The 23,370-nt window shown below is 33.5% G+C and carries 17 protein-coding genes and 1 pseudogene; 13 read left to right on the forward strand and 5 right to left on the reverse strand.

The features are described from left to right. Nucleotides 1-11: 11 nt before the first annotated feature. Nucleotides 12-797: a putative hydro-lyase gene (locus SSP_RS01500; RefSeq protein ID WP_011302289.1), complete on the reverse strand. Its 786-nt coding sequence runs from the start codon at nucleotides 795-797 to the stop codon at nucleotides 12-14. Nucleotides 798-976: 179 nt separating this feature from the next. On the opposite strand from SSP_RS01500, the gene SSP_RS01505 reads away from it, so the two are divergent. Then, complete coding sequence (locus SSP_RS01505) at nucleotides 977-1,558, forward strand: DUF4064 domain-containing protein (protein WP_011302290.1); 582 nt, start codon at nucleotides 977-979, stop codon at nucleotides 1,556-1,558. A gap of 110 nt (nucleotides 1,559-1,668) precedes the next feature. On the opposite strand, the gene SSP_RS01510 is transcribed toward SSP_RS01505, so the two are convergent. Beyond that, complete coding sequence (locus tag SSP_RS01510) at nucleotides 1,669-2,739, reverse strand: acyltransferase family protein (protein ID WP_011302291.1); 1,071 nt, start codon at nucleotides 2,737-2,739, stop codon at nucleotides 1,669-1,671. Nucleotides 2,740-2,979: 240 nt separating this feature from the next. On the opposite strand from SSP_RS01510, the gene pruA reads away from it, so the two are divergent. Next, nucleotides 2,980-4,524 (forward strand): L-glutamate gamma-semialdehyde dehydrogenase, encoded by a 1,545-nt coding sequence (gene pruA / locus SSP_RS01515; protein ID WP_011302292.1) that lies wholly within the window; start codon nucleotides 2,980-2,982, stop codon nucleotides 4,522-4,524. A gap of 179 nt (nucleotides 4,525-4,703) precedes the next feature. Here the strand turns inward: pruA and SSP_RS01520 are convergent, their stop codons facing one another. Next, nucleotides 4,704-5,258 carry a TetR/AcrR family transcriptional regulator gene (locus SSP_RS01520; RefSeq protein ID WP_011302293.1) on the reverse strand — a complete coding sequence of 185 codons (555 nt, stop codon included), beginning with the start codon at nucleotides 5,256-5,258 and terminating at the stop codon, nucleotides 4,704-4,706. Between the two features lie 147 nt (nucleotides 5,259-5,405). On the opposite strand from SSP_RS01520, the gene SSP_RS01525 reads away from it, so the two are divergent. From SSP_RS01525 to SSP_RS12935, 7 genes and pseudogenes are all read left to right on the forward strand, one after another. Further along, complete coding sequence (locus SSP_RS01525; RefSeq protein ID WP_011302294.1) at nucleotides 5,406-7,916, forward strand: MMPL family transporter; 2,511 nt, start codon at nucleotides 5,406-5,408, stop codon at nucleotides 7,914-7,916. A 182-nt stretch (nucleotides 7,917-8,098) separates the two neighbouring features. Then, nucleotides 8,099-10,381: a transcriptional regulator AryK gene (aryK, locus tag SSP_RS01530; RefSeq protein WP_011302295.1), complete on the forward strand. Its 2,283-nt coding sequence runs from the start codon at nucleotides 8,099-8,101 to the stop codon at nucleotides 10,379-10,381. A 318-nt stretch (nucleotides 10,382-10,699) separates the two neighbouring features. Beyond that, nucleotides 10,700-12,097 carry an MFS transporter gene (locus tag SSP_RS01535; protein WP_011302296.1) on the forward strand — a complete coding sequence of 466 codons (1,398 nt, stop codon included), beginning with the start codon at nucleotides 10,700-10,702 and terminating at the stop codon, nucleotides 12,095-12,097. Nucleotides 12,098-12,186: 89 nt separating this feature from the next. After that, on the forward strand, nucleotides 12,187-13,362 hold the full coding sequence (locus SSP_RS01540) for a M20 family metallopeptidase (protein ID WP_011302297.1): 1,176 nt from the start codon (nucleotides 12,187-12,189) through the stop codon (nucleotides 13,360-13,362). A 260-nt stretch (nucleotides 13,363-13,622) separates the two neighbouring features. After that, a complete protein-coding gene (locus tag SSP_RS01545) occupies nucleotides 13,623-14,087 on the forward strand; it encodes a hypothetical protein (RefSeq protein WP_011302298.1) in 465 nt (154 codons plus the stop codon). Nucleotides 14,088-14,129: 42 nt separating this feature from the next. Further along, nucleotides 14,130-14,822, forward strand: coding sequence for an alpha/beta hydrolase (locus SSP_RS01550; protein WP_011302299.1), 693 nt, complete (start codon nucleotides 14,130-14,132; stop codon nucleotides 14,820-14,822). A 236-nt stretch (nucleotides 14,823-15,058) separates the two neighbouring features. Next, nucleotides 15,059-16,470 (forward strand): annotated as a pseudogene (locus SSP_RS12935) (MFS transporter). Nucleotides 16,471-16,566: 96 nt separating this feature from the next. Here SSP_RS12935 and SSP_RS01560 read toward each other — a convergent pair. Continuing rightward, nucleotides 16,567-16,839, reverse strand: a complete 273-nt coding sequence (locus SSP_RS01560; protein WP_002482277.1) for a YrhK family protein — start codon at nucleotides 16,837-16,839, stop codon at nucleotides 16,567-16,569. A 120-nt stretch (nucleotides 16,840-16,959) separates the two neighbouring features. Between SSP_RS01560 and SSP_RS01565 the strand changes: the two genes are divergently transcribed. Both SSP_RS01565 and SSP_RS01570 read left to right on the forward strand, forming a co-directional pair. Continuing rightward, nucleotides 16,960-17,493: a methylated-DNA--[protein]-cysteine S-methyltransferase gene (locus SSP_RS01565; protein WP_011302302.1), complete on the forward strand. Its 534-nt coding sequence runs from the start codon at nucleotides 16,960-16,962 to the stop codon at nucleotides 17,491-17,493. Between the two features lie 133 nt (nucleotides 17,494-17,626). Beyond that, nucleotides 17,627-19,216, forward strand: a complete 1,590-nt coding sequence (locus tag SSP_RS01570) for a BCCT family transporter (RefSeq protein ID WP_172606390.1) — start codon at nucleotides 17,627-17,629, stop codon at nucleotides 19,214-19,216. A 255-nt stretch (nucleotides 19,217-19,471) separates the two neighbouring features. On the opposite strand, the gene SSP_RS01575 is transcribed toward SSP_RS01570, so the two are convergent. Beyond that, entirely contained in the window at nucleotides 19,472-20,641 is a 1,170-nt protein-coding gene (locus SSP_RS01575) for a hydroxymethylglutaryl-CoA synthase (RefSeq protein ID WP_011302304.1), read from the reverse strand. 104 nt (nucleotides 20,642-20,745) lie between these two features. On the opposite strand from SSP_RS01575, the gene SSP_RS01580 reads away from it, so the two are divergent. Beyond that, nucleotides 20,746-21,897 carry a thiolase family protein gene (locus tag SSP_RS01580; RefSeq protein ID WP_002482281.1) on the forward strand — a complete coding sequence of 384 codons (1,152 nt, stop codon included), beginning with the start codon at nucleotides 20,746-20,748 and terminating at the stop codon, nucleotides 21,895-21,897. A gap of 2 nt (nucleotides 21,898-21,899) precedes the next feature. After that, the gene (locus SSP_RS01585) at nucleotides 21,900-23,183 is read left to right on the forward strand and encodes a hydroxymethylglutaryl-CoA reductase, degradative (RefSeq protein ID WP_011302305.1); all 1,284 of its coding nucleotides are present in this window, start codon (nucleotides 21,900-21,902) and stop codon (nucleotides 23,181-23,183) included. Nucleotides 23,184-23,370: the final 187 nt, after the last annotated feature.

A 23,370-nucleotide genomic window follows, 5' to 3' on the forward strand; every position in this document is an offset into this window, starting at 1 on the left:
AGTGTTTTTGACTAATCGCTTAATTGACTATCTGGTATATCTGTAATAAACATATGACCTGGTGCATGTGTAATCATTAAATCGGGTTTAGCATCTAGTGCAACTGACTGAGGCGTTACACCACATCCCCAAAATACAGGAACTTCATTTTCATTAATAGTAACGGGTTCACCGAAATCTGGTAGAGCAAGGTCTGTGATACCTATCTCTGTAGGATTACCAATGTGAATAGGTGTCCCGTGGACATTTTTAAAACGCGTCGTAATTTCTGTAGCTTTAATTGCTTGTGTCATGGTCATGGGTCTCATACTCACTGTAATGTTACCTTTAAATTGCCCACTTGGATTAGCAGGTATATTAGTTACATACATAGGGACATTGTGATTTTCTTCTAAATGTCGAATCGGTATGCCTGCTTCCAATAAAGCATGTTCGAATGTAAAACTACAGCCTATTAAAAAGCTAACCATATCATCAGTATATAAATCGTCCACATTGGCGCGTGTTTCAATGAGTTCACCATATTGATAAATACGGTAAGCAGCTACTTCAGTGCTAATGTCTGCAGTTACACCGTATTTTGTAAATGATTTATTTCCTTTTTCAGATACGTCCAAGAGTGGACATGTTTTGGGATTTCTAAAACAGAATAGTAAAAAATCATAAGCACATTTAGATGGAAGTATGACTACGTTAGCTTGTACATAGCCTTTTGCCATCCCGCTTGTGTGACCAGTTAGTTTCCCTTGTTTAATCATTTCTCTTAAAGTGCTAGGTTGCGCATCTTGTATGTTCAATCAAACCACCCCTTAACTATGTATTATTACTATTTTAACAAAAAATGTAATCAAATAGGGATTAAATACTTTTAAAGTAATTTACTTGAACGCGTGTCACTGAATGGCATACAGACTAGTGCATAAGTTATTGAAAAGCAGGGTATGAAAACAACATAGATGATGTTAGGAGGAGACATATGAAAAGGACTGCTGAAAAAATACTCATATGGATTGGTATTATTCTACAATTTATTTTAATTTTTTTAATGGCCATCGTTGCACCATTTTTTAATGATGTCAGTGTGAAAAATGAGTTAATAGAAGTAATAAACCAGAGTAATATTTATAATCAAAATGCATCACAGATGGATCCAGCTAATATAGTAGACTTAGTGAGTAATCTATTTATTTTAGCTTTAATTGTTGTTATTGTTTGTACAGTGATTGCCATTATATTTGCAATATTAACAAATAAACTTTCAAAATTTGTTGGTATTATATTTATTTTACTGGGACTTGTGACAGTTCTTACACTCAATTGGATAACAGCTATACTTTGGTTAGTAGCAGGTATATTGTTATTAGTAAGAAAAAAACAAAAATCTTATGATCGCTATCAACCAGCTAAAGGAAATAGAAAAAAAGAACAAGCAAAGCATCATCATAACAATCAAAAACGTAATACTGAAACTACATATCATGAAGAGGATGATCATAAATCAGAAGAACAAGATAAAGCACCAACACAATTAAGTAGGAAAGCACGTTATAAAAAATAGGGAATAAAATAGCCTGAGACATACATAGATGTCTCAGGCTATTTCCAATTAGAGCGTAGATGACTGAATGAAAGTAGAAAATGCGCATTAACGCATATTAACATTTCAGCTTAGTCCATTTTACCGTGTTTATAACTTTCGTATACTTTGTCATATTTTATATGGCCAATACCACCAACGATAAACTTACCATATTTTGACAAATTGAATATATAAGCTAAACAAATGGACACGGTTAACGTGATAATGAAATTGAAAGCAATATTTCTAAGTGAACTAGCTGCTCTTAACAAACCTAATTCGTGGACGAAGAAGTAATGTATTAAGTAGATACAGAAAGAATAGTTACTTATAAATAAAATGAATTTTGGTACGTATTTAACATATGAAGCGAATAAGAAAAAGACTAGAATAACCATCTTTACATAAAAAGGTATATCAAAGCGTTTTGATTCTACCCACGTGCTAATGCCAAACAAATAGTTATCGACTAATATAGATGTTGCTATTATTGCGCCAATAATAATTGGCCAAGTATATTTTTTAATCTTCTTCATGAAAGTTTCATAGTAGATACCAGTGTAAAAGCCAAGTAAGAAGTAACTAATCCATCCTAAAAAGAGCATCCAGCCTTCTCTTTCCCAGAATAGACCAAGGATTGGATGTTCTGACTGTGGTGCATATTGTCTAAATGCCCAATAAATTGTAGCAAAGATAACGGCACCAATAATCACTGGGACAGGTTTCCATTTAATGAGATATTTTGCAAAAAGTATATGTAATATATAGAATTGGAAAATAATAACAATGAAATATGTCACTGCACCACCATGGAACATTGTGTCTCCCAGATGTGTCATGAATTGATCGAATGTTTTGGATTCAAAATAGAATAGTGCAATACCAATGTTAATGATTATATAGGGGATACCTAAATAAATTAATTTATTCTTAAAAAATCCTGGTTTTGTTTTGACTTGATAATTTTTAGCTAATAAGAATTCTGAAATGAATACAAATAATGGGGTACTGAACATAAGCATTAATTGAAATACTCTGATTGCAGTTCCATGACCTAGAAAATCCATTTTGCTAAATGTAGTTGTAATAGAATGAATGAGAACAATACTTAAACAAGCTATCGTGCGCATCCAAAATATAACTGACGTATATGTTTTCATATATAGCTTACCTCTCGATTGTTCATTTAATTTAAAATACAAAATATAAACATTACACAATTAAAAATATCGAATATAATATAAAGTGTGGCAAAATGAACGGAAATAGATTCGAAGCGACCCAATTTTAGGAAAGTTTATGTAAGCGATTGCATTTATTGTGTGATACATATACAATGACATTAAGAATGGAAGATTCCATTTAGTTTTCTATTTACAAACTCACATGGGGGTAGAAAAATGGTAGTCAATTATCACAATGAACCAAGCATAGATTTTACAGATAGTAAGAATGTTGAATCATTTAAAGAAGCATTAAAGAAAGTTAAAGGTGAATTAAATCAAAAAATTCCTTTAGTTATTAATGGAGAAGAGAAATTCACAAAAGATACGTATCAGTCTATCAATCCTGCAAATACAACTGAAGTGATTGCAGAAGTTTCAAAAGCAACTCAAAAAGATGTGGATGACGCATTTGAAGCAGCTAATGAAGCTTATAAATCTTGGAAACGATGGTCACACAAAGACCGTGCTGAATTTTTAATTAGAGTTGCAGCTATTATTAGACGTCGTAAAGAAGAAATCTCAGCAGTAATGGTTTATGAAGCAGGTAAACCATGGGATGAAGCGGTCGGCGATGCTGCAGAAGGTATTGACTTCATTGAATATTATGCAAGATCAATGATGGAACTTGCTGATGGTAAACCAGTATTAGATAGAGAAGGAGAACATAATAAATATTTCTACAAACCTATCGGTACAGGCGTAACCATCCCACCATGGAATTTCCCGTTTGCAATTATGGCAGGAACAACATTAGCACCTGTAGTTGCAGGAAATACAGTACTTTTAAAACCAGCGGAAGATACACCATTAACGGCATATAAATTAATGGAAATTTTAGAAGAAGCTGGATTACCAAAAGGTGTTGTGAATTTTGTACCAGGTGATCCTAAAGAAATTGGCGATTATCTTGTTGATAGTGTACACACGCATTTCGTTACATTTACAGGTTCTCGTGCAACAGGTACTAGAATTTTTGAGAGAGCAGCCAAAGTACAAGACGGACAGCAATTCTTAAAACGCGTGATTGCTGAAATGGGCGGTAAAGATGCTATTGTAGTGGATAAAGACATTGATACAGATTTAGCTGCAGAATCAATCGTATCGTCTGCTTTTGGTTTCTCTGGTCAAAAATGTTCAGCTTGTTCACGTGCCATTGTACACAAAGATGTATATGATGAAGTTTTAGAAAAAGCTGTTGCATTAACTAAAAACTTAACTGTAGGCAATACGGAAAATAACACGTATATGGGACCAGTTATTAATCAAAAACAATTTGATAAAATTAAAAATTATATTGAAATTGGTAGTAAAGAAGGCAAGTTAAAACAAGGTGGCGGTACAGATGATGCTACTGGATACTTTGTAGAGCCTACTATTATAGCAAACCTTAAATCGAGCGACCAAATTATGCAAGAAGAAATCTTTGGACCGGTTGTAGGTTTTGTTAAAGGTAAAGACTTTGAAGAATTATTAGAAATTGCGAATGATACAGATTATGGTTTAACAGGTGCTGTGATCACAAATAATCGCGAAAACTGGATAGAAGCCGTTGAATCATACGATGTTGGTAACTTATATCTGAACCGTGGTTGTACATCTGCAGTTGTTGGATATCACCCATTCGGTGGTTTCAAAATGTCAGGTACAGATGCTAAAACAGGAAGTCCAGACTACTTATTAAACTTCTTAGAACAAAAAGTAGTTTCAGAAATGTTTTAAATCGCATAAAGTGGTTTATAAAAAGCATAGCAATATAACACGATCTTTAAATTGAAAAAGGCGATGCCAGTCATATGGTGTCGCCTTTTTGTAGTGTAATAAGTTTTAATGTCATTGAAAAAGGGCATTATAATTAAGATTATGGAAATGACATACCATATAAAATACTTCAACAATGATTAAACATCTTCAACCTTGATATTGATTAATTTTTGGAAGAGTACGTCGATTTCATGTGCGCTAAGTTGAATATCATTATCTCGTATCCATTCCATAAAACCATATAAACTCGTTCCATAAACATAAAATATCAATTCTGTTGGAACGCTTGCGTCTACTGAAATGCGATGTTCATTTTCTTTAATATCATTTTGCAATATTTTGATGAAATAATTACTGATCGTACGCTCGAATTCTTTATCATCGCATTGTTTATCACCAACACGTTTCAACTCGTTAATATCATTTAAAGTTCTTTCCATAACACTAAAGGGATTATTGATACGATCTTTAATATCCATAGAGAAATAATTTTTTGTGATTTCTGTAATTAAATAAATAAGCAAATCGTATTTATCATAGAAGTGTTTATAGAATGTCGTTCGATGTGTGAGTGCTTCATTACAAATTTGGTTTACCGTGATGTTTGAAAATGCATGTTTCTCAAGCAAGACATATAGGCTTGTGGATAAAGCGCGTTTGGTTTTAATGACTCGTAAATCTTTTTCATTCATTCTACATTTCTCCTAATCTGTAGTTTAAATAGGCATATTACAGTTTTTAATTCTTTTATTAATTGTACACAGCGTTTATTGTGTTAATATAAATAATCTACACTATACAATTAAACTATAACGTTGATTATCTGAGGAGGCAATAGATTGGCAAAGTTTTTATACAAGTTAGGATCATTTGTGGCCAAACATAAATGGTGGAGTGTCGTTGCGTGGGTTATTATACTTGCTGCAATTATTATCCCGCTTACAGTAAGTGCACCTAAATTTGATAACGATATCACAATGAATGGTTTGCAATCACTTGATACTAATGAAAAAATTGAAGATGAATTTAATCAAGACAGTGAGAAGGCTCAAATAAGGGTTGTATTTAAAAGCGATTCCGATAATGGCATCGTTAAACAAGATATGACAAAAGATATCAAGGATACATTGAAAGACATCAAAGATGATGACAAAGATATTAAAAACATTACCGATCCATACGAAAACAGACAAATAAGTAAAGATAAAACGACAGCTTTTGCAGATATTAATTATGATATCTCTGCGACGTCTATGACACAAGATGGCAAGGATAATGTGCAAGATAAAGTCGATAAATTAGAAGATGACCATAATGTCCAAGTTGAATTGATGGGTACAGGTATGGAAAACACAGAAATTGGCGGTTCTTCTGAATTAATCGGAATTATTGTAGCGTTTGTTGTGCTTCTCATTACATTTGGTTCATTTATTGCGGCTGGTATGCCAATTATTAGTGCATTACTTGGCTTAGGTACAGGTGTAGGTATTATTTCGTTACTTACATATGCTTTCGATATCCCTAATGTAACACTAACATTAGCGGTAATGATTGGCTTAGCCGTAGGTATAGATTACGCTTTATTTATATTATTTAGATACCGTCAGATTGTTAAGACGGAATCGAATCATATTAAAGCAGTTGGTTTAGCAGTAGGTACTGCAGGAAGTGCCGTTATCTTTGCTGGGGTAACTGTAATTATAGCTGTTTGTGGTTTATCGTTAGTTGGCATTGATTTCCTAGCTATCATGGGTTATGCCTCCGCAATCAGTGTGCTTGTAGCGGTTATTAGTGCGTTGACATTGTTACCAGCTTTAATCAGTATTTTCCATAAACAAATCAAACCGAAAAAAACAAAATCAGAATTTGACAATGATGTAGACACAAAATGGTCTAAATTTGTCGTTGGTAAACCATTAGCTGCTGTACTTATAGGACTTATTATATTAGTCGTAGCTGCAATACCAATTAGTAATATGAGATTGGGTATTCCAGATGATGGTATGAAACCAGCAGATAGTACGCAGAAGAAAGCGTATGATATTGTATCCGATAAATTTGGCGAAGGCTATAACGGTCAAATTGCCATGCTTGTGAATGTTAAAGATAAGAATGATAACCCACAAGCATTACAAAAAGATTTACAAGATATGACGAAAGATATCGATAAAAAAGATAATGTTGATATGGTGACACCACCACAATTGAGTAAAAACAAAGATTATGCCTTAATTGCGGTAATTCCAGAAAAAGGACCTAACGCAGAATCTACAAATGATTTAGTTCATGATTTAAGAGATTATAATGATGATGCTAAAGATAAATATGGCTTCAAGACAGAAGTGTCAGGACAAAGTGTCATCAATATAGACATGTCTCAAAAATTAAATGAAGCGATTCCGTTATTTGCAGGTGTTATCGTAGCATTAGCGTTTATCTTGTTAATGATTGTATTCCGTTCAATTATTATTCCACTTAAAGCGGTATTAGGCTTTGTACTTTCATTAGTCGCAACACTAGGCTTTACAACTTTAATTATGCAAGAAGGATTTATGTCTGGCTTATTCGGTGTGGATACGACTGGACCATTACTTGCATTCTTACCTGTTATAACTATAGGTCTGTTATTTGGTTTAGCAATGGACTATGAAGTGTTCTTAATGTCACGTATCCATGAAGAATACAGTAAGACACGCAATAATGAACACTCAATTAAAGTTGGTATTAAAGAAAGTGGCCCAGTTGTTGTCGCTGCCGCATTAATTATGTTCAGTGTGTTTATCGCCTTTGTATTCCAAGATGACGTGATGATTAAATCCATGGGTATTGCACTTGGATTTGGTGTATTATTTGATGCATTTGTCGTACGTTTATTATTAATACCAGCATTAACACAATTGTTTGGTAAAGCATCTTGGTACATTCCTGGTTGGTTAAATAGAATCTTACCGCATGTTGATATTGAAGGACATGCATTACAAGATAAAATGCCTTCAAAACCAGAAGCGAAACAAAATCAAAATGCATCGAAAGAACAGTATGATCGTTCATTTAGTATTGCAACTTCAAATGATAACCGTGACAACAAAAATGTGATTACTACTGACGCACAAACTAAAGCTTTATATGATCAAATTGCTCAACAGTCTACGAATCAACATTTCTTATATGAAGCATTAAAAGCTTATCAAGGTAAGGCAGATAATGATGCTGATAAACGTCATGAAGCAACTTCTAAATTAAATGAAGATTCAGAGCTACAAGATAAAGCATTGATGTCACTCTTATCAAAACAAAGTGACAATATCAGTGAATTAAATGCATTGATAGAAAAACTTGTTAAAAAATAATAGATTCTATTGTTGAATTAAGCGTAGGTACATAGCCATTAGGCTGTGATACCTACGTTTTTTTATATACCAAATTGTTTCGTGATAGCGTAAGCGTCGCTGTCAAAAATTTGCTAATCTTGCTAAAATGAAAGTATTAATTAGTCCTTGTACACGAAGTATAATTTAATAAGAGGTGCAACATGAGAGAACTATATAATGTGGAATTTAATAAAAATTTTAATAACCTTACAGATTTAGAAGAAGGGTTACGCATTGTGCTCGTACTAAACGGTATGATGAAAGTGATTAATGGAGACTCTGTGACAAACTATCAAAAAGGCGAAGTATTTCTGATTAATCATAGAGCGTCATGTCGATTTTCAACTCATAAAGATACATTATATCTTTCAATTCAATTAACGGAATCATACTTAAAACAGTATATGAATGATTATAAAGATAAAGCATTTATTTTAAATAAAAATACTTTGCAAGAAGTCATTTACCAACAAATTGTGAATGCAGTTGCTAAAATAGGCATTGTCTATATTAGAAAAGGTGAATTCTACCGTTTATATATCGAACAACAACTCATAGATTTAATATTTATCATGATGCGGTATTTACCAACTACCAATATACAAGCACAAATGCCATTGGTAGCAGATGACAGGTTAGCATATATTTGCGAATATATTGATAAACATTTTACTGAATCGATTAAACTCACTGAGATGGCAGACATGGTTGGACTTAGCGATGCTTATTTATCTAAATTGTTTAAGCAAAAAAAGGGCGTTGGATTTAATCAATATGTGAATCATGTGCGCCTTGAACAGTGTAAAAATGATTTAATTTACACGAATGAACCCATTACACAAATCGCATATAAAAATGGCTTTAGTAACTCTAACGCATTATTAAAGTACTTTAAAGCTGAAACAACATACACGCCATCGAACTACCGACTTAAATTTCAAATGAAAGAACAACATATAAAAGTAGATGATTGTCCTACCACAACAACGTATCAATCTTATTTATATTATTTATCTTTATTGATTGATCAAAATATTGGAGATATTGTTCAATCACCCGATGCACAAAAAGTAATTGATATCACATTACAAAATGACGGGAAATCCATTTCCCACTATCAACACGTTATTCAAGTTGGCTATCTCGAAACAATCCTGACACATCGCGTTAGAAGACAGTTAATTGAAGTGAAGACCATGTTAGGATTAGACCATATACTTATCAAAGATCCCATTCAACAGGGACGTATTAATCATTCGGAAATTGAGAGTGATGAAATGATTCCCAATATACATCCTTACATGCAAGTGGATGAATCAATTAATTTTTTAATAAAACATCAAATTGGTTTAGGCATCGAACTTACGCCACCTAGAAGTACGATTAATTTCACCCAATATTATCAAGAATTGACTTACCTTTTAGAACATATTTTTAATGGCTTACCAAATAATAATTTATTGAAATTTGTAGTTTATATTGATTGTAAGCAAGATTCAATATTTAATCAGCTGGTTGCTCTTTTTAAATATTATTTTACAAATGTGCAAATTGTGCTCAATGTGGACATAGGGAAATTAGAAGCGCCTCATAAAGCGAAACGAATTTTAGAACAATCAGACAGTATTGTTGATCGCATTGCTTTTTCAGCCAATCAGAATGATATGATTGATTTTCAATCTATAGAAAGTCAGCAATATGAATTAGCGAAACGACATATTTACGAACAATTTAATAAGGTTGTTGAAACATTAGAGCTTCAGCAAAGTTCTATCTCGTTTATATTATTAAATTGGAATACGTTGACTGGAGATACACATTTAACGAATGGAGAGTATTTTAGAGCGGGTATCATATTTGAACAGTTAATTGAAATGAATGACAGAATTCAAATGATCGGTTATTGGCTGAATTATGAGCTGCATGAACAATTTAAATTAAAAGATTCAAGTGCACAACTCACTGGTATTGAGTTATATCATCAATTTGATGGAAAAAGGCCGGCCTTTTTTACAAGTGCCTTTTATAGAAAACTGTTCGATCAAGTGTTATATCAAAGTGAAAATTGTATGGTTGTTGGTTCACCTGACCATTTTCAAATTGTCATGTGGGATGCGGAACATTATAATCCATATTATATATTGAATCATCATGCACAATATTTAAATCATAAGGAATATCAGATTAATATCATCAATGCACATCCTGGAACATACAAAATTAAGCATATGACCTTAGATAAAAATAACGGGGCATTATATACAGTTTGGCAACATTATAATACGCGATATGGTATGGATGAAGAAACCATTGCTTATGTTAATCGCATCTCATATCCGAAAATGGACATTAGTGAAGTGAAAGTCAATGATACAATCACATATCACTTGAAATTGTTAACGAATGCTATCCAAATTATAGAGTTTAAAAAATATCTATGTTGAATTGGCTATTACAACGAAGGGGAGGCACCTTTTGTTGTAATAGCCTCTTTCTATTTATCAAAATTTGAAAGGTATGTTGTTAAAAAGACAAAAATGATACATCTATTTTTGTTGTTAGTCGAAGAAATAATACATATGCAATAAATAGGTAGTTAAAATAGCAAATAATATATATTGCTATTAATTGATAATCACTACACTTGAGATAGAGAGGATAGCGAATTAATAGAGTTGAAAATGTTGCTATGAAGGGCATTTACAATGAAAGCTTATCTTCCCTAATGGTCATTAGTTAAATTGGATAGAGGAGGAAGTATAATGACACAACAGGGAAATACACAAAATTATAAAGGGGATAATAAACTCATATTAGGTATTGTGTTAGGCGTTGTTACGTTTTGGTTATTTGCACAATCTTTACTTAATGTGGTCCCAACGTTACAGCAATCTTTTGATAGTAATATTGGAACAATTAGCATTGCAGTTAGTATTACAGCTTTATTTTCAGGTATGTTTGTTGTAGGTGCGGGGAGTCTTGCTGATAAAGTGGGACGCGTAAGTATTACTTATATTGGTTTATGGCTCAGTATTATTGGATCATTATTAATCATTATCAGTAATTTACCACTATTATTAATTGTTGGAAGGGTTATTCAAGGATTGTCTGCGGCTGCTATTATGCCATCAACATTAGCAATTATGAAAACTTATTTTGAAGGAAAAGAGAGACAACGTGCGTTAAGTTACTGGTCTATAGGATCTTGGGGAGGTTCAGGACTAGCATCATTATTTGGAGGTATGGTTGCTACTTTTGTGGGATGGCGCTGGATATATATTTTATCTATTATCATTGCATTATTAGCAATGTATTTAATCAAAGGAACACCCGAAACAAAATCAGAAAGCACACTGAAGCAACGTTTTGATTATAGTGGACTGATATTATTTGTGATTATGATGTTGAGTATTAACGTTGTTATAACGCAAAGTGGAACATTCGGTATCACGTCGCCATTGATTTTAGGTCTTATTATTATATTTATAGTAGCAACAATCATATTCTTAAAAGTTGAAAACAGGGTGGGTAATCCATTAATTGATTTTAAATTATTTAATAATAAAGCATATACAGGTGCCACATTATCTAATTTCTTATTGAATGGTGTTGCAGGTGCACTTTTAGTTGCTAATACATTTGTACAACAAGGACTAGGATTTAATGCATTTCAAACAGGACTGTTATCCATTACTTACTTAATAACTGTGTTATTAATGATCCGTGTAGGTGAGAAAGTATTGCAAAAGGTGGGCGCTAAAAAGCCGATGCTATTAGGGACACTTTTTAATATGGTAGGTATTATGCTCATATCGCTGACATTCTTACCTAGTGTTATTTATGTAGTAGTTTGTATTATTGGTTATTTATTATATGGTTTAGGCTTAGGATTCTATGCGACACCGTCTACAGATATGGCAATTTCTAATTCTCCAGAAGATAAAGTGGGCGTTGCCTCAGGTATATATAAAATGGCATCATCACTTGGTGGTGCATTTGGTATTGCATTATCAGGCGCACTTTTTGGTGTTATAGCAAGTGCAACAAATGTTCAAATTGGTGCATTCGCAGGTCTTTGGTTAAATGTCATTATGGCACTATTATCTTTAATCATTATCATGTTTATGGTGCCAGCTACTAAAACAAAAGCTAAGTGTTAAAATAAAACAATTATAAATGTTTTAACACATACAGAGAAACTAGAAAGTGTATCATGTTATTAAACAAAGGATTATTAGGAGGAATAATAATGGTTAAACAATTAATAGATATATTAAAAAACAAAGAGTCACGTATGATTGAAATACGTAGATATTTACATGAGCATCCAGAACTATCATTTCACGAAGAAGAAACACCTAAATATATTGAAGCATTTTATAAAGATAAAGACTGTGAAGTTGAGACAAATGTTGGACCAAATGGTTTGAAAGTAACGATTGATAGTGGAAAACCGGGTAAAACAATTGCAATTCGTGCAGATTTTGATGCTTTACCAATCCAAGAAGATACAGGTTTATCTTTTTCATCTAAAAATGATGGTGTCATGCATGCATGTGGTCATGATGCGCATACAGCATATATGCTCATACTTGCAGAAACGTTAATTGAATTAAAATCACAATTCAAAGGGAAAGTAGTCATCATTCACCAACCAGCCGAAGAAGTACCACCTGGTGGTGCACAAGCAATGATTCAAGATGGTGTATTAAATGGCGTTGATCATGTATTAGGCGTACATGTTATGAGTCACATGCCAGCAGGTAATATTTATTATCGTGAAGGGTATGTTCAAACTGGTAGGGATTTCTTTAAATTGAAAGTGAATGGCCAAGGTGGACATGGTTCCTCACCACATACAGCCAATGATAGTATTGTTGCTGGCGCACATTTCGTCAATGCAGTTCAAACAATTGTTTCAAGAAGATTAAATCCATTTGAAACAGGTGTTGTTACTATCGGCTCATTTGATGGTAAAGGACAATTTAATGTTATTAAAGACAGTATCGAAATAGAAGGAGACGTTCGCGCACTGACAGATGACACAAAACATACGATTAAGAAAGAAATACAACGTTTAACAGAAGGTTTAGAAGCTACGTTTGGTGTAACATGTGAATTAGATTATCATGACGATTATCCAGCGTTGTACAATGATCCAGAGTTTACGCAATTTGTGGTCGACTCAATTCAAAGTGCTGATACGGATGCCATTCAAAAAGTAGAAAGATGTGAAGCTCAGCCACCATCAGAAGATTTTGCGTATTATGCAAAAGCGTTGCCTAGTACGTTTATATATGCGGGTGCTGCTCCAGAAGATGGTAACATCTATCCACATCACCATCCTAAATTCAATATCAGTGAAAAAGCCTTACGTGTCTCAGCAGAGGCTGTAGGTGTTACAGTCATGAATTATTTAAAATAAAATATAAGCCCAATGATTGAAAACATTTGTACCTTATGAGGAATAGAGATATTTTCTAGTATTCATTTTGATAAAGTTCATTTATTTTTATTGTAAACATAGAAACAGAATGAGATAGCTATATAAAGTAGCTTATCATCATTCTGTTTCTATTTGTATTGTATAAAATTAATCAAAAAACATATATGTTACCGTAAGTTTATGAAAATACGATATAGTGTATATAAAGAGTGATAATAAAATGATAAAGGATGATTAAAATGAACGGTGACAAAAAAATAAGTGAACTGCTTGATAATTATAAAAAACCACTAAAAAAGCTTTTTAAATATGATAAATCAAAGGCACGTGCTTTTGATAAAGACAGCAGAAGTAAGGTTGAAGGTCAAAAAGGGATTTTTGTTATTTTTAATAATAAGCAACCTATCTTTGTGGGCCAAGTAGGCGGTTATATGACGGGTTATAAAATAACACAAAAAGATTTAAACGATAAATTAGGCCAATTTAATGTGAAATCAGACTCTGGTACTGCAAGATTCAGAAGAGTATTTGCCGAACAAAATAGCTTAGATGAAGCTGAAACAAAAGAAATTAAAGCTGAAAATTATGGATTAAAATTTCAATTTATTAAAGTTAAAGGCAATCCATCAATGATTAATATATTGGAAATATTAGCTTTAGAGTATGCTAAAGAAAACGATATTAACCTTTATAATTTCTTATAAAAACAGTTCGTTTTAAGTTGGTTATAGAAAGAGGTGATTGTTATGAGTATAAGAGAACTCAGTCTATCTTTTCATCACCAAGAAATAAAAATTAAATTACCGAAGAATTATTTTAAGACAAACGGTAAGTCTTATCCTTTAGTTATAGTTCAAGATGGAGACTACTTATTTAAAGATGTAAAAAAAGACGTTATATTTGTTGGTATCGTGCCTAATAATCGAAAAAAAGATTACACACCCTGGAAAAGTGTTGTTGGTGATATTGAATATGGTGGTCAAGCGGATGCGTATATCACTTGGGTGGCTGATGCGGTAATACCGTATTTAAGAAAATGTTTCCGTATTTCTCAGGATAGAAAAGACATCGGTATTGCAGGTGCCTCATTTGGTGGGCTCGTATCGCTATATGCGTTGTTTAAACACGCAGATACGTTTGGGCATTATATATTAATTTCACCTTCAGTTTGGTACCCTGACTTTGTTAAGTTTATGAAATCCCAACCGATTATTAATTCAACACATCATATTTACTGGTATGTCGGCCAACTTGAAGGGAAACAAAGTAATCACTTAAACCAATATATGGTGCCACAAACAGAGGCAGCAGTAGATATTTTGAATGAACTGCTAGTATCAGAGACATCCGTATTTTATTTTGATACAAATAGAAAAGGGCTGCACCGCCAATATTATTTTAAGAAATATTTTAATAGAGCAATCAATAAATTATTTTAAGTAGCGACAGATAAAAGAAATACGATTATTGTCAGAAAATTCGCAAAAAATAAGTGAATTCATCCTTTTTATGTTAAAAAATGCTAAAATTCAAAGTGTAAATCATTTTTAAATATACCGATACCGCTCTTAGCCATAATGTGTAAAATAACGTTTTGGGCAGTGAGTTGGATATATGATTTTAAAAATATTAAGCTGAATTTTCGTATTAGTTTAAACATAGGGGATGTTTTTTTATGACAGAAGGTACTACTAAAATTTCAGACAATAAGTTATTGGTAGGAATTGTCTTATCTATTTTAACTTATTGACTATTTGCACAATCTTTTTTAAATATTGGACCTAAGATACAGGCAACTTTTGGAGCAAGTCCAGATATTGTTAACATTTCAGTAAGTTTGACATCATTTGTTACTGGCGTCTTTATGGTTGTAGCAGGTAACATTTCAGATAGAATTGGGAAGGTTAAGATGACGCGTATTGCTCTAATTTTGAGTATTATTGGATCATTGATGCTTATTATTTCTGGTAATGTCACTTTGTTGCTCTTGGGAAGAATTGTACAAGGTTTTTCAGCAGCGATTATTATGCCAGCAACCATTTCTATCGTTAATGATTTCTTTGAAGGGGATGATAGACAAAAAGCATTAAGTTTTTGGTCTATAGGTGCATTTGGAGGGACCGGCCTATCATCATTCTTTGCAGGTGCAATGGCTACGTTTATATCGTGGCAATCCATCTTTGTACTCTCTATACTTTTGTCCTTGGTTGCATTGCTGTTGGTAAAAAACCTGCCAGAAAGCAAACAAGTCAAAGCACAATCTAACCATTTTGATTATATTGGTCTAACTATCTTTGTAATTATGATTGCTAGTATCAGTTTGTAATTACACAAGGATATAAATTAGGATGGTTAAGTTCAGCAACGCTAATATTGAGTGCCGTATTTATTATCTGTATTTTTATTTTTTATAAAGTAGAAAAAGCAAAGCAATCACCGTTTATTGATTTGGAGTTATTTAAAAACAAACCTTTTATTGGTGCAGTCATTGCTAACTTTTTGTTGAATACTGGTGTAGGCGTTATTGCTTTATTTAATATATATGCACAAGGTGGCTTGAAATTCAGTGCTTTTCAAGCTGGTTTGTTAACGCTACCCTATTTAATTACATTGTTACTTGTAGTTCGATTAGGAGAAAAAAGTATCAAGCGCTTTGGTGCAAAACGCGCAATGGTTGTTGGACCTATTTTTACAGCGACAGGTATATTGTTATTTAGTTTAACTTTCTTTAATACTTCAATTTATGTAGTAGTCGCATTAATTGCTGCGGTTTTCTTTGGTGGAGGTACTGGCTTGTTTGCTAGACCGGCTTTAAGCACCGCAGTTTCAACAACTCCTGCAGAAAAAGTTGGGGTAGCATCTGGTATTTTTAAAATGAGCTCAACGCTTGGTGGAGCCTTTGGTATAGCGATTATGACGTCCATATTTACTGGAGTTTCACAAAGCGGACAAACAGTTGATACAGCTGCTAGTATTGGGTTTGTAGTTGGAACATGTTTGGTTATAGGCGGCGTATGTGCAAGTGCACTGGTTATTCCAACGCGAAAAGTGAGACAAGGCGAAAAGGGGCAAGTGACAGAAGGATAATAAAAATAAAAAAACTGGTCGCTGCATAATTAGATGGTTTGGCCAGGTTTATCTTGGAATTGTGTTTTAACTTAGGAAATCCTTTAACAAGATTCATTATTGCTTTCGTTTAAAAGCAAGATGTAAATCATGTACGAAGGCAATTAATGGTCTTATAGTCATTTGAATACTACCAATAACAAATAATATCGTACCATTTGTTACAGTTGAACTATTAAAAAATAGAATACTACCAATTAGAAAAACTAAGCCGAGTACGACATCATTGAATTGGTAAAGTGCTTTGTAAATGGCTGTTATGCGGTCAGATGCTTGGATTTGATGGAAACTTAAATTTAAGTGTTTAGATGATTGTTTGAATTTAGACATGTACAGTCCTCCTTTAGTAAGTAATGAAAATATTTTAATATATCATCTTACGAGTTTACACGAAATGATGAAAGCATTAAGATTATAACCAATAAATGAGTAAGGAAAAGAGAGGATACCATGCATTATAAAAGTAATTATCAATCGCCAATTGGTCAAATCGCACTCACTTCAGATGGGGAAAATATAACGGGTTTATGGCTACCTAATCATAAAGACTTTGAAACACAGTATAAAGATGAATTAATGACAGCTGATTTGCCAATTTTTGATAAAGCAAAACGTTGGTTGGATGCGTATTTCTCAGGAAATAATCCTAAAATAGATTTTCCTTTAAAAGCAACTGGAACATCATTTAGGGAACAAGTATGGCAAATACTTTTGGAAATACCACAGGGTGAAACATGGACCTATGGAGAAATTGCTCAAAAAATTGCTGAGAAAAGAGGTGAAGCTAAGATGTCATCTCAAGCTGTTGGTGGTGCAGTTGGTAGTAATCCAATTTCTATTATCATTCCTTGTCACAGAGTTGTAGGAAAAGATGGTAGCTTGACTGGTTATGGTGGTGGCATAGATACCAAAATAGAATTGTTAAAATTAGAGGGTCTAGACATGAATGTATTTTATAGACCCAAGCACAGTACGAAACCTTGATGCAGTCTAAAGAACACCCACATGTATTGAGCTTTGCACTTTCTATTTACTGATTATAAAGTTTTTCTAAATAGAGTTGATTAATTAGCTCAGTATGATATCGTGATAACCGTCTTTATTTAATTATTTAGGGATGGTGAGTGTTTTGTTAAAGGAAAAAAAGGGATTTTCAAGTGTATTTATATATTCTACAGCAGTAATTGGCTTGCTAGTGATTGTGGGTGCAATTTTTCCACAACAATTCGGAACAGTTAGTGGCAATATATCAACATGGGTCTCTGAGACGTTTGGTTGGTACTATATGTTACTTTATACTGTTATATTAGGATTTTGTATTTTCGTATTATTCAGTCCAATAGGAAAGTTAAAGTTAGGAAAACCAAAAGATAAACCAGAATTTAAAACAGTTTCTTGGCTTGCTATGCTATTTAGTGCTGGTATGGGTATCGGTTTAGTATTTTACGGTGCTTCTGAGCCAATATCCCACTATATGGCACCGCCAACAGCAGATCCAGAAACAAAAGCAGCTATGGCTGAAGCTTTTAAGTCGTCATTTATTGACTATGGATTTCATCCATGGGCAGTATACGGTATTGTTGCCTTAGGTCTTGCTTATTCTCAGTTTCGTAAAGGTGAAAATGGTCTTATTTCAAGAACATTGAGACCTATATTAGGTGATAAAGTAGATGGGCCAATTGGTAACATCGTTGATATACTCGCTGTATTTGCAACAGTGATTGGTGTTGCTGTTTCTTTAGGTGTCGGTGCGATTCAAATTAATGGTGGCTTGCATTATTTATTTGGGGTACCAAGTAATTCAGTTGTGCAAGGTATTATTATTGCAATCGTTACCGTATTGTTTTTATACAGCGCATGGAGTGGATTAAGTAAAGGCATTCAGTACTTAAGTAATTTGAATATGGTTCTAGCAGCGATATTGTTAATTGTCATATTTGTCGTTGGTCCAACATTACTTATCCTCAACATGATGACGAGTGGTACAGGTGATTATTTAAACTCACTTGTATTTAATAGTTTAGACGTAGCGCCGCTGAACGAACAGAAAAGTGAGTGGCTTCAATCTTGGACTATTTATTATTGGGGTTGGTGGATGAGCTGGAGTCCGTTTGTTGGTACGTTCATTGCTAGAATCTCCAAAGGGAGAAGTATTAGAGAATTCATCATTGCAGTCTTGGGTGTTCCAGTTGTTATAAGTATTATTTGGTTTAGTGCTTTTGGTGTTACAGGTATTACAGTGGGCCAATCGCATTCAAGCATTTTAAAAATGCCACCAGAAACGCAACTGTTTGGCATCTTTAATGAATTGCCATTTGGATTTATATTATCAATTGTAGCATTAGCGTTGATTGCTTCTTTCTTTATTACCTCTGCCGACTCTGCGACATATGTACTGGGAATGCAAACTGCATATGGAACATTAAATCCTTCAGGTTTTATAAAAATTGTTTGGGGTTTGGCTTTAGCAGCTATTGCCTATGTATTATTGTTAGCAGGTGGAGATACTGGATTAAGCGCTTTACAATCAGCTGCCATTATTTCAGCACTTCCATTTAGTGTTGTTGTTTTTCTAATGATGGTTTCCTTGTATAAGGATGCTAATAGTGAGAGAAAAGCCTTGGGATTAACATTAAAAATAAATGAAAAACGAAGTGAAACATATACAAAATTGATTGAAGAAGAAAATAGAAAAAGATACGAATAACATTTGTTGTTATTACGGTTAAACCTATATCCGCCTCAAAGAATTTAAACAATTTTTGAGGTGGATTTTTTTATTGAATATAAAAAGCGCTTTTCATTACATCAGTGAAACTGAAGTATGAAAGCGCTCATTATTAATTAATAATTTTGAACTTGAATTTATAACGAACAACGGACATTTGATTAAAATGTATACAATAAATAAGACAATTTAAAGGATGTCGTTCGTAGGTGATAAGATTTAGTGATTTAAAATCTAATTTAAGGTATTATAATTACGGATATGATCATTAATACTTTCAAGGTAGAAGATAGTATTTTTTTCATTTTCTAACTCAGTTTCATGATCAAATTCTAAATTGTCGAAACGGTTAAAGAATGATTCATAAGTTTCGACTGAAATTTCTTCGCGGTTATTTAATAAATCTTTATGTCCTTGAATATCAAGTACATCTTGGTAGCCTTCTACGATTTTACCACTGAAGAATTCGCCAACAGATCCTGAACCATAACTAAATAGGCCAATCGTATCGTTTGCAGATAAATCATGTGTTTCAAGTAAAGAAATCAAACTCAAGTAAAGTGAGCCAGTATAAATATTACCTACATAACGATTATAATAAGTGGCTGCATCGTAACCTGAAGTTAAACGTTCTTTTGTTTCAGCATCAATGTCATCTGTTAAAATAGAATCAAGTGCTTTTTTGCCCATTTTAGTAAATGGTACATGGAAACATAAAGATTTAAAATCAGCTAATGATTTGTTGTAGCGACGTGCATATTCTTGCCAACTTTCTTGGAATGAACGAATATAAGCATCTTTAGATAAAGCACCATCTACAAGTGGATAAGATTGTCCGCTTGGACGCCAAAAATCATAGACATCTTCTGTAAATGCAACGGCATCGTCATTTAGTTCAAGAATGCGTGGATTTTGTGAAATCATCATAGCTACTGCACCAGCACCTTGTGTTGGTTCGCCGCCAGAATGTAAACCATAACGCGCTGTATCACTAGCGATAACAAGCACTTTTTCATCTGGACGTTGTGCTAAATAATCTTTAGCTAATTGAATGGCAGGTGTAGCTGCATAGCAAGCTTCTTTCATTTCAATACAACGAGCAAATGGTTGAATGCCTAGCAAGTTATGTATTTGTACTGCAGATGCTTTAGCTGAATCAATGGCAGATTCAGTTGCAACAATAACCATACTAATTTGTTTTTTATCTTCATCTGTAACAATCGCTTTGGCAGCATTTGCACCCATTGAAACGATGTCTTGGCTCATTGGACTTACTGACATTTCAGTTTGGCCAATACCTAATAAATATTTGTTTGGGTCTACTTGACGGGATTCGGCAAGCTTAGCCATATCTACATAAAATCTTGGAACATAAAAATTAATTTGATCAATACCAACTGTCATAAAGCGTATCGACACCTTTCTATATATAAATAAGCAATTGTATCATACCAAATCGTGACAATAAAATACAATGATTTGAAAAAGAGATATAAAGGAGAATGAACATGAATAAAATCGCAATTGTAAGTGCTAAGCGTACACCGATAGGGAGATTTAAAGGAAAGTTAAGTCATTATTCAGCAGTAGAACTTGGCACTAAAACATTGGAAGCTGCTATAAAAGCTATAAATTTAGATTCACAAAATATTGAGCAAGTCATATATGGTAATGTACTACAAGCTGGCAATGGACAAAATCCAGCACGTCAAATCGCTATTAATGCTGGCGTGCCTAATACAACACCAGCTATGACAATAAATGAAGTCTGTGGTTCAGGATTGAAATCCATTATTTTAGGAAAACAATTAATACAATTAGGTGAAGCCAAAGTCGTAGCAGTTGGCGGTGTTGAAAGTATGACGAATGCGCCTCAACTCATTTTAAATGACAGTGAAACACCTGTTGATAGCTTTATGCATGATGGTCTTACTGATGCCTTTATGAATGTACCTATGGGTATTACAGCGGAAAAAATTGCTGAAAAATATGATGTGACACGTGAAGCGCAAGATGCGTTTGCTAATGAATCACAACTGAAAGCACATCAAGCCACACAAGCTAAGAAATTTGAAAATGAAATTGTACCTTTAGAAGATGTAAACGGAGACTGGATGACCACAGATGAAGGTATTCGTGGCAATAGTAGTGTTGAAAAATTAAGTACACTAAAAACAATCTTTAAAGAAGACGGTACTGTGACAGGTGGCAATGCTTCAAGCATTAATGATGGGGCATCAACAATTATCTTGATGGATGAAGTTTATGCCAAAGAAAATGGTTTTGAAATATTAGCATTTGTTGGAGCACATGCAGAAATAGGCTGTGATCCAGAGTTAATGGGTTATGCACCATATCATGCAGTTACAAAATTATTAAACCAAGCTGATAAAGCGATAGAAGACTTTGATGTGGTTGAAATGACAGAAGCTTTTGCGGCGCAGAGTATACCAGTAAGTAAAAATCTAGGTATAGCTGAAGAACAACTCAATTTATATGGTGGAGCGATTGCCTTGGGACACCCTATAGGTGCAAGTGGTACGCGTTTAGTTACAACACTTGTAAATATTTTAACACAAGAAGATAAACAAACAGGCATTGCTACTGCTTGTATTGGTGGCGGTTTAGGTATCGCTATTGCTATAGAAAGAGAGGTTTAATAATGGAAGCATTAGACAAATCATTTCGTCATTTATCAAGAGAAGACAAGTTAAACACGTTAGTTCAAAAAGGTTGGTTAAATGAAGAAAATAAAAATACTTTGTTAAATAATCCTTTAATCCCTGAAGAAATTGCGAATAGTTTAATTGAAAATGTCATTGGACAAGGAACATTACCTGTCGGTTTATTGCCAGAAATTATAGTAGATGATAAATCTTACGTGGTACCGATGATGGTTGAAGAACCATCTGTAGTAGCAGCGGCAAGTTACGGTGCAAAACTTGTCAATCAGACAGGTGGATTTAAAGTTATTTCTAGTGAACGTCTAATGATTGGTCAAATCGTTTTTGATGGAGTATCCGATACTGAGATACTATCACAACAGATATATAATCTCGAAACGCAAATTAAACAAATTGCGGATGAAGTGTATCCTTCTATTATAGAAAGAGGTGGCGGCTATCGTAAAATAGATATTGATACTTTTCCAAATGAAGGGTTATTATCATTAAAAGTATCCGTAGATACCAAAGATGCAATGGGTGCGAATATGTTAAATACCATATTAGAAGGTATAACAGCGTATCTTAAAAATGAATTAAAAGACGTTGATATATTAATGAGTATCTTGTCGAATCATGCCACAGCTTCTGTAGTAAAGGTACAAGGTGAAATTACAGTTGATGCGTTATCTAAAGGTGATCGAGATGGCGAAGCAGTTGCTAAGCGAATGGAACGGGCTTCTGTATTAGCTCAAGTTGATATCCATCGTGCAGCTACACATAATAAAGGTGTCATGAATGGCATACATGCAGTTGTACTCGCAACAGGCAATGATACTAGAGGTGCAGAAGCTACAGCGCATGCTTATGCAAGTAAAGATGGTCAATATCGTGGTTTAGCAACATGGAAATATGATGAAGAAAGACAAACTTTAGTGGGAACAATTGAAGTACCAATGACACTTGCAACGGTAGGTGGAGGCACGAAAGTGTTACCTATTGCAAAAGCATCTCTGGATTTAATGAAAGTAGATTCTGCGCAAGAACTTGGTCATGTTGTTGCGGCAGTTGGTTTAGCACAAAACTTTGCAGCTTGTCGTGCGCTTGTATCTGAGGGTATTCAACAAGGACATATGAGCTTACAATATAAATCTTTAGCAATCGTTGTTGGTGCGCAAGGTGAGGAAATAGCACAAATTGCGGATATGTTAAAAACACAACCAAGAGCGAATACAGCTGTTGCCCAACAATTATTAGACGAATTAAGATTACAAAAACAATAAGTACAATACGAATGATTATAATAGAGTCATTTATTAATTATTTAACCCTTTTTAATTTCTCATTAAAAGGGGTTTTTATTATAAGCGTTAGATATATACGCACGATTCAGGAAATGAAATTATTTTATTTTATGAAAGGCTTTGCATATAATTAAGAAGATGAGTAATTAAAAAAGGGGTGGAGCTT

Origin of the sequence: Staphylococcus saprophyticus subsp. saprophyticus ATCC 15305 = NCTC 7292 (assembly GCF_000010125.1) — a bacterium.
In the GTDB taxonomy this organism is placed as follows: domain Bacteria; phylum Bacillota; class Bacilli; order Staphylococcales; family Staphylococcaceae; genus Staphylococcus; species Staphylococcus saprophyticus.

Coding starts and splice junctions, on each gene's coding strand:
- SSP_RS01550 (WP_011302299.1), top strand. CDS start 14,130: ATGAGTATAAGAGAACTCAGTCTATCTTTTCATCACCAAGAAATAAAA.
- pruA (WP_011302292.1), top strand. CDS start 2,980: ATGGTAGTCAATTATCACAATGAACCAAGCATAGATTTTACAGATAGT.
- SSP_RS01580 (WP_002482281.1), top strand. CDS start 20,746: ATGAATAAAATCGCAATTGTAAGTGCTAAGCGTACACCGATAGGGAGA.
- SSP_RS01560 (WP_002482277.1), bottom strand. CDS start 16,839: ATGTCTAAATTCAAACAATCATCTAAACACTTAAATTTAAGTTTCCAT.
- SSP_RS01570 (WP_172606390.1), top strand. CDS start 17,627: ATGGTGAGTGTTTTGTTAAAGGAAAAAAAGGGATTTTCAAGTGTATTT.
- aryK (WP_011302295.1), top strand. CDS start 8,099: ATGAGAGAACTATATAATGTGGAATTTAATAAAAATTTTAATAACCTT.
- SSP_RS01565 (WP_011302302.1), top strand. CDS start 16,960: ATGCATTATAAAAGTAATTATCAATCGCCAATTGGTCAAATCGCACTC.
- SSP_RS01535 (WP_011302296.1), top strand. CDS start 10,700: ATGACACAACAGGGAAATACACAAAATTATAAAGGGGATAATAAACTC.
- SSP_RS01505 (WP_011302290.1), top strand. CDS start 977: ATGAAAAGGACTGCTGAAAAAATACTCATATGGATTGGTATTATTCTA.
- SSP_RS01585 (WP_011302305.1), top strand. CDS start 21,900: ATGGAAGCATTAGACAAATCATTTCGTCATTTATCAAGAGAAGACAAG.
- SSP_RS01540 (WP_011302297.1), top strand. CDS start 12,187: ATGGTTAAACAATTAATAGATATATTAAAAAACAAAGAGTCACGTATG.
- SSP_RS01520 (WP_011302293.1), bottom strand. CDS start 5,258: ATGAATGAAAAAGATTTACGAGTCATTAAAACCAAACGCGCTTTATCC.
- SSP_RS01575 (WP_011302304.1), bottom strand. CDS start 20,641: ATGACAGTTGGTATTGATCAAATTAATTTTTATGTTCCAAGATTTTAT.
- SSP_RS01545 (WP_011302298.1), top strand. CDS start 13,623: ATGAACGGTGACAAAAAAATAAGTGAACTGCTTGATAATTATAAAAAA.
- SSP_RS01510 (WP_011302291.1), bottom strand. CDS start 2,739: ATGAAAACATATACGTCAGTTATATTTTGGATGCGCACGATAGCTTGT.